This window comes from Mesorhizobium sp. M0500 (genome assembly GCF_040321165.1).
In the GTDB taxonomy this organism is placed as follows: Bacteria; Pseudomonadota; Alphaproteobacteria; order Rhizobiales; family Rhizobiaceae; genus Mesorhizobium.
Genome location: NZ_JAMYRB010000011.1, coordinates 166,107 through 172,564, shown reverse-complemented (window position 1 = coordinate 172,564; position 6,458 = coordinate 166,107). Strand labels below are relative to the sequence as shown.

Annotated in this window: 7 protein-coding genes; 1 reads left to right on the top strand and 6 read right to left on the bottom strand. The window is 61.9% G+C overall.

The annotated features are described in order from the left end of the window. Positions 1 to 137 precede the first annotated feature (137 nt). Both NKI70_RS20725 and NKI70_RS20720 read right to left on the bottom strand, forming a co-directional pair. Positions 138 to 1,244 carry an aldo/keto reductase gene (locus tag NKI70_RS20725; RefSeq protein ID WP_352724862.1) on the bottom strand — a complete coding sequence of 369 codons (1,107 nt, stop codon included), beginning with the start codon at positions 1,242 to 1,244 and terminating at the stop codon, positions 138 to 140. Between the two features lie 54 nt (positions 1,245 to 1,298). After that, positions 1,299 to 1,727, bottom strand: a complete 429-nt coding sequence (locus NKI70_RS20720; RefSeq protein ID WP_023674932.1) for a nuclear transport factor 2 family protein — start codon at positions 1,725 to 1,727, stop codon at positions 1,299 to 1,301. Positions 1,728 to 1,841: 114 nt separating this feature from the next. Here NKI70_RS20720 and NKI70_RS20715 point away from each other — a divergent pair, with 114 nt between their 5' ends. Beyond that, entirely contained in the window at positions 1,842 to 2,780 is a 939-nt protein-coding gene (locus NKI70_RS20715; protein ID WP_023674931.1) for a LysR family transcriptional regulator, read from the top strand. Here the strand turns inward: NKI70_RS20715 and tsf are convergent, their stop codons facing one another. The 4 genes from tsf to NKI70_RS20695 all read right to left on the bottom strand — a co-directional run bounded on the left by tsf (position 2,781) and on the right by NKI70_RS20695 (position 6,446). Beyond that, complete coding sequence (gene tsf, locus NKI70_RS20710) at positions 2,781 to 3,704, bottom strand: translation elongation factor Ts (RefSeq protein WP_352697680.1); 924 nt, start codon at positions 3,702 to 3,704, stop codon at positions 2,781 to 2,783. Between the two features lie 119 nt (positions 3,705 to 3,823). Next, positions 3,824 to 4,621: a 30S ribosomal protein S2 gene (gene rpsB, locus NKI70_RS20705; protein ID WP_031211288.1), complete on the bottom strand. Its 798-nt coding sequence runs from the start codon at positions 4,619 to 4,621 to the stop codon at positions 3,824 to 3,826. A 204-nt stretch (positions 4,622 to 4,825) separates the two neighbouring features. Next, the gene (locus NKI70_RS20700; RefSeq protein ID WP_352455747.1) at positions 4,826 to 5,104 is read right to left on the bottom strand and encodes a DUF4031 domain-containing protein; all 279 of its coding nucleotides are present in this window, start codon (positions 5,102 to 5,104) and stop codon (positions 4,826 to 4,828) included. 43 nt (positions 5,105 to 5,147) lie between these two features. Beyond that, positions 5,148 to 6,446: a lysophospholipid acyltransferase family protein gene (locus NKI70_RS20695; protein WP_352593433.1), complete on the bottom strand. Its 1,299-nt coding sequence runs from the start codon at positions 6,444 to 6,446 to the stop codon at positions 5,148 to 5,150. Between the last annotated feature and the right edge of the window lie 12 nt (positions 6,447 to 6,458).

Genomic DNA, 6,458 nt, shown 5'->3' with positions numbered 1-6,458 from the left:
AACATATTTGTAGTGCTGTCCGGTGGGCTGTTTTTTTTAAAAACTACATACCCCTGGGGGTTCCCTATCCAGCCGCGCCGGCTTGTTCTCCCGGGCCCCCCGAGCCGGAAAGTTGAGATCGTGGACCGGGATAGCCGTCAGCTCACGCCGGCAAAAGTGCCTCGCATGAGCAGATCCGGCAGATAGCTTGCCGGCTTACCGCCAACCGCCTGCCCACCGGTCAGGCCGCCTTGTATTTCAGGGCCGAAGAACGAATACGGAAAGGGCGTGACCGGCCGGCTCACCGCATCGAGCCGTGCCCGAAGATCTTCGGGAATGTCGAAATCAAGCGCGCCGAGATTGTCCTTGAGCTGGTCAAGCCTGGTGGCGCCGACGATGACGGATGCAATGCCTGGCCTGTTTGCCCTCCAGTTCAAGGCGATCTGGGCCATGCTGCGGCCGAGCTGGCCGGCAACCCTCTCCAGTTCGGCGACGATTTGCCAGTTGCGATCGGTGAATTTCTGGAAACCGGGATTGGTCGAACCACGCATTGTCTCCAGCCGGCCACCATCCTCGACGATTGTATCGAAACGGTATTTTCCGCTGAGCAGGCCGCTGGCCAATGGACTCCAGACCATGATTCCGGCGCCATAGCGCGTGCCGAACGGCACGAACTCGTGCTCGATGTTGCGCTCGGCCAGCGAATATTCGAGCTGAAGCGCCGAAACCGGTTCATAGCCGCGATGCTCGGCGACGGCCTGCGCCCGGCTTGCGTACCAGGCCGGCACGTCGGACATACCGACATGCCGGATCTTTCCGGCGCGCACCAGATCGTCCAGCGTCCGCATCACCTCCTCCGGCGGCGTCAGCCTGTCCCAGGTATGGAGGATGTAGAGGTCGATGTAGTCGGTGCCGAGCCGCTTCAGCGAACCGTCTATCGCCCGCAGGATGTTCTTGCGGCCGTTGCCCCCGGCGTTCGGGTTGCCCGGTTCGGCGTTGTAGGTGAATTTGGTACTGATCACCGCCTTGTCGCGCAGCCCACGCTCGGCGATGAATTCGCCGAGCCAGGTTTCGGCCGTGCCACCGGTATAGAGATCGGCGGTATCGAAGAAATTGCCACCGGCTTCGACATAGGCATCAACCAAGGCGCGCGCGGTTTCCTTCTCCGCGCCCCAGCCCCATTCCGTGCCGAACGTCATGGTGCCGAGCGCCAGGCGGGTGACACGCAGCCCGCTGTTGCCGAGCGTGTAGTAGGACATGGTCATGGATTTCTCCTGAAGTTTGAAAAGCGGGATTGAGGTCTTGCCTGGGATACGCAGTCAGGCCTTGGCCAGCGCATCGACCACCACCTGGAAGCGGCGCGGATCGAAATAATCGTGGTAGGTGCTGATCAGACCGCTCTTGAAGTGGAAAATCGCGATATTGCTGTTGGTGTATTCAGTGCCGCCGATCAGCACCGCGCGGTTCTTGTACTCAACGACGATCGCGTCCGAATCCGCTGCCGGATAGATGGCTGTCAGCTGCGAATCGAAGGATTCGAAATTACCGAAGAGGCCTCGGAAGGCCGCCAGGATCGCGGCTTTACCATCGATGCTGTTTCCAAATCCTGCCGGCGGGTAGAAGACAAGTATACGGCCATCTTCAGCCCAAAGGTCGCCCCATGCCTCAATGTCCTTGCGGTGCATCAGATCAAAGAATTTACGCACGGTCTCGAGATTACGGGTTCGTTCGGAATCGAGGTCGGTCATTAGACGTCTCCTTGGCTGCTCGGCGATTGCCGTGTGATGCAGCCAAAGATGCGCCCTCCTTTCTCCGCCGATAAGATTGCATTATCCGAATGGACTATGCGATATCATGCATGAATGGACCGCGATCTGCTTAGCCACCTACCTGTAATCGTTGCCGTCGCGCGGCGTGGCGGCTTCGCGCCGGCAGCCGCCGAGCTCGGCATGAGCCCGTCAGCGGTCAGCCATGCGGTTCGGCTGGTAGAGGAGCGAATCGGCCAGCCGTTGTTTGCCCGCACCACGCGCAGCGTCTCGCTGACCGAGGCTGGCACCGCGCTTGTCGCTGCGGCGGAGCCGGCGCTGGAAGACATTGCCGACCGGATCGAACGTATCCGCTCTGTCAAAGGCCGGGCAAGCGGACTGCTCAGGATCAACGCGCCGCGTTTGGCGCTGCCTCTGGCGCTGATGCCCATCCTGACGGCGATGGCGGAACGTTACCCTGACGTGACGGTGGAGATCGTCACCGACGAACGTCTGAGCGATATCGTCGGCGAGGGTTTCGACGCCGGCATCCGGCTGGGCGAGATGATCGCCGAGGATATGGTGACGGTGCGACTGACAGGGCCTTTCCGCAGCATCATCGTTGCCTCGCCGGCCTATGTCGGCCGGCGCGGGCGGCCATGGGCGTTGGCCGATCTCGCCGCGCACAACTGCATCGGCTATCGGCTGTTGCGATCACGTGCGCTCTATCGCTGGGATCTGTCCGATCAGGGCAAGGATATCAGCGTCGAGACACGCGGCAGCGTGGTCGTCAGCGATCCGCTGTCGGCAAGGGAAATGGCGCTTGCCGGCATCGGCCTCGCCTATCTGTTCGAGCCGCTTGTCAAGCCCGACATCGAGGCAGGCCGGCTGGTCGAAGTCCTTGGCGAGGCATCGATCGAGGAACCGGGACTGTTCCTCTATTTCCCGCGCCGCGCCGCGATGGCCCCGAAGCTCCGCGCCTTCATCGACACCGCGCAAGAAATCGGCCGGGCATCCTCGCGGATACCCGGCCGAAAAAGCCTTTCAAACGAATAGTTACTTCTTGACCGCTGCCGCGACTTCCGCCGCGAAATCGGTCTCTTCCTTCTCGATGCCCTCACCGAGCGCGAAGCGCAGATAGGCAGCGATTTTGGCTGGCGCCCCGATTTCGCTTTCGGCATCCTTCAGCGCCTTCTCGACGGTAATGTCGGGATTGAGCACGAAAGCCTGCTTGAGCAGCACGACCTCTTCATAGAACTTGCGCAAACGGCCTTCGACCATCTTCTCGATGATCGCTTCCGGCTTGCCGGACTGGCGCGCCTGGTCGGCGAAGATCGCCTTCTCGCGTTCCACTGCGGCCGGATCGAGCTCTTCGGTGGTCAGGGCCATCGGATTGGTGGCAGCGACATGCATGGCAACCTGACGGGCGAAGGCGTTGGCGGCATGCGCGTTGCCTGTCGTCTCGATGGCCACTAGCACGCCGAGCTTGCCAAGGCCGTCGGCGACTGCATTGTGAACGTAGGTTGCGACAGCGCCGTGCTCGACGGTGAGCTTGGCCGAGCGGCGGAAGCCCAGATTCTCGCCGATGGTGCCGACAGCGTCCTTGATGGTCTCGGCGACCGACTTGCCCGAGCCCGGATAGGGAGCGGCGGCAACGGCCTCGGTCTTGCCGCCATAGGCAAGCGCGACCTTCGCGACATTGGCGACCATCTCCTGGAACGCAGCATTGCGGGCAACGAAGTCCGTCTCGGAATTGACCTCGACAATCGCTGCCTCGCGGACGCCGGAATCTACGCCGATCAGGCCTTCGGCAGCGGTACGGCCAGCCTTCTTGTCGGCCTTGGAAATGCCCTTCTTGCGCAGCCAGTCGATGGCTTCTTCCATATTGCCGTTGGTCTCGTTCAACGCCGCCTTGCAATCCATCATGCCCGCGCCGGTCAAGTCGCGGAGTTCTTTGACCTGTGCAGCCGAAATGCTCATTGTCGCCTCTTTGTCTAAATGCACTGACGGACCATCGATTTTCGATGATGCGCCTGGTGCCGGTAGCGCTTACCGCGCCAACATATTGGAAAGATGAAGGCCGCAGCCGGCCTTCGCTACTATGCTTCCGGGGTCTGGGCTGCCGGGCTCTCGGCGGCCGGGGTCTGATCGAGCGCCGGTTCGACCGGAGCCTCGACCGATGCGCCGATATCGACACCGAGCGCGCCCTGCTGACGGGCGATGCCGTCGATAGCTGCCTTGGCGATCAAATCGCAATACAGCTGGATGGCGCGGGCCGCGTCGTCATTGCCGGGGATCGGGAAGTCGATCTTGTCCGGGTCGCAGTTGGAATCGATGATGGCAACGACCGGGATGCCGAGACGCTTGGCCTCGAGAATGGCGATCGCTTCCTTGTTGGTGTCGATCACGAACATCAAATCGGGCGTCGAACCCATATCCTTGATGCCGCCCAGCGCCTTGTCGAGCTTCTCACGCTCGCGGTCGAGGTTGAGGCGCTCCTTCTTGGTCAGGCCCTGAGCCTCGCCGGCCAGCATTTCGTCGAGCTTGCGCAGGCGCTGGATGGAATTCGAGATCGTCTTCCAGTTGGTCAGCATGCCGCCGAGCCAGCGCGAGTTGACATAGTACTGGGCCGAGCGCTGCGCGGCATCGGCGACGATGTCGGAGGCCTGGCGCTTGGTGCCGACGAACAGCACGCGGCCGCCCTTGGCAACAGTGTCGGAAACCTGCTTCAGCGCCTGGTGCAGCAAAGGCACCGTCTGCGAGAGGTCGATGATGTGTATGTTGTTGCGGGCGCCGTAGATATAGGGCGCCATTTTCGGGTTCCAGCGGTGGGTCTGGTGGCCGAAGTGAATGCCAGCTTCCAATAGCTGGCGCATGCTGAAATCAGGCAGAGCCATTCTTATTTCCTTTCCGGTTAGCCTCCACGGACACAGGCATTTTTGGACTTTGTCCTCGAACGCCACCGGAGGTTTCAGCCGGATTTCTCCCGGGCAGACACCAAAGTCCGTGTGTGGAATGAGCGCGCATATAGAGGGGAAGCGCGACAAACGCAAGCGTTGTGGCGTCTTGTGGTTCAGCGTGCGGCGATCAGCGCACCGGTGTCATCGCCGCATCTTCCCCTTCGGCACCCGCACACGCCGGAAAACGGCGACGATCTCCTCGCGGCTGCATTCGATGGCGCCTAACCGCACTGCGCGGTCGCGCTCGAACCCGGTTATGTCATAATGCGGTGCCGATGTCTTCGGCGGTCCTTGGTAGGACGCGCGCTTGATGCCGAGCTGCCCGGCAAAGCGATGCAGCTCGTCGGTGTCGTCTGCCAGCAGATGGCACCAGCGGTGGCCGATCCATTTCCAGATCGCCGCATCGACATAGACCGCCATGAGATTTGCCGCACTCCTTCATCTTGCGCCGACCAACACGCCGCTAACGATGATAGAAGGGATTGGCATAGAAAATGAAGCCGCCGCCGGCCTCGAGTTGCGTCATCGTCCTGGTGACGGTCTCCTGCATCCGGTCGTGCAGTTCGGCGAGTGCCTCCTCGACGGAGCCTTGATAGGCGTGCAAGCCTAGCGGCTCCGGTACCCGGACATAGGCGCGGCGTGGGCCTGCCGGCTGCGGCACGAAACGGTTGATCGTATCGCGCAGCGTACCCTTGCAATAGTCGTTGCGGATCCGCTTCAAATGTTCGGCGATCTCCTCCTGCGTGATGCGCGGATTGGCTGAAGCCCACGGCCCGACACGCTGCAGGCGCTGGATTGTATCTGCCAGCGTTCGGACCTGCTTCTGGATTTCGGTGCCGTCCATGTTCTCCCCCAGCCAGCGCCGCGACCGGCGCAAAAGCTCGGCAGTGTCGAGCGTGCCGGCGTCGACCGAGACAAGTTCGGCAAGGCGACGGCCGAGTTCGGTCAGCAGGTCCTTTTGACGTGCGTCGTACGAAGCCCGCTCATCGGACCGCAGGCCATATGCAGCCTCATCGCGCGACAGCAAGGTCGCATAGATATGATGGATGCGCTCCGGCAGCGAATTGGCGGCACGGCGTTCGATCTTCAGGCTGTGCTCGACATAGGCGCATTCCTTTGCCAGCGCTGCCTCGACATTCCCCGTGAAAGCAAGCTTCCAGATCACGGGCGCGATCCAAACCTTGAAGTCCGGATCCGTCAGGCGGCCGCGCTTCAGCGCCTCGAACCCCATTTCGACCGCGCCCGGCAGCAGCGGGGCAATGATGTTGGCATGCCAGCCGACACCGCCTTCGGGATGCAGGAGCACGCCGTGCCCCTTCAGCGCCCAGGCCACCGAATGTTCCTTGGCGGCCGCGCTGTTGCCCGGGATTTGCGCGATCAGATTGTTGGCCAACCAGAATTTCTGCATCAGCCGGCCAAGCCCGTTGACGACGCCGTGCGTGGCCCAGGATGCCGCCAGCGGGCTTACCCGCGAGACGACCTCCTTGTCGATCATCCAGTCGGTAAAGAATTCGGGATGGTTGGGCGTGATGAACGTCGCCTTGCCCGCGCCGCAACAAGCCTTCAGCCTTTGCCGGTCATTCTCCGGAAAATCGATGTGGCGGACATTGGCGACGCCGCGCAAACCGGCCAGACGGTTGAATGGCAACAGGTCGCGAAACCCCGGAACGCCGTGCAGCATGACAATCCGGTTGACGAATGTCATAGCGTTGATCAGCGTCGCATTGGGCCGCGGCGCCACAAAAACGTCGATCCTGCTCAACCTGCTCCCCCG